1 pseudogene is annotated in these 491 nt (G+C 55.2%); it reads right to left on the bottom strand.

The annotated features are described in order from the left end of the window. A pseudogene (locus ACM6I6_RS26175) lies at positions 1–256 on the bottom strand (RHS repeat-associated core domain-containing protein); the annotation flags it as partial. Positions 257–491 lie beyond the last annotated feature (235 nt).

Below are 491 nucleotides of genomic sequence, written 5' to 3'. Positions count from 1 at the left end.
CGGTCAGCGGGTCGAGCCGTTCGCCTTTAAATCCGAGCAGGCTGGGCAAGCCGTTTTTCGGGGAGCGCTCGCCATAAGGGGTGTAGGCGAAGGCTTGGGATTGCGTGGCGCTCTGCGAATTCAGCACCGATCGTTGCTGATCGGTTGCCAGCAAGGTGGTATCGACCTTGGCGTTCTGGCTCGACTGTTGCGCCAATAGCTGGTCGTCATGCTGGAAGATGCTGCGGTGCTGTGCACCTTGTATTTCGCTGGCCAAGCGACTTTTACAGTAAAAGTGCTGGAGGTCGGACTGCTGGTGGAGCGTGGAGGCAACCCGACGGTCCAAAGGATCGTAGCGGTAGCGGCACAGTTCAGTTGATTGAGGGGAGGCAGGCATCTGTTGGACTCCATGTAAGGTCGAGTCCCCTTAGCATTGATCTTTTTACAGGAAATGCCCACTAGCAGAACTGCTAGTGTTTGAAAGCAACTAAAGACCCCTTTACGCATAGAAA

Origin of the sequence: Pseudomonas sp. IT-P218, from assembly GCF_949767605.1 — a bacterium.
Lineage (GTDB): Bacteria > Pseudomonadota > Gammaproteobacteria > Pseudomonadales > Pseudomonadaceae > Aquipseudomonas > Aquipseudomonas putida_AE.
This window is presented reverse-complemented; position numbering and strand designations above follow the sequence as displayed.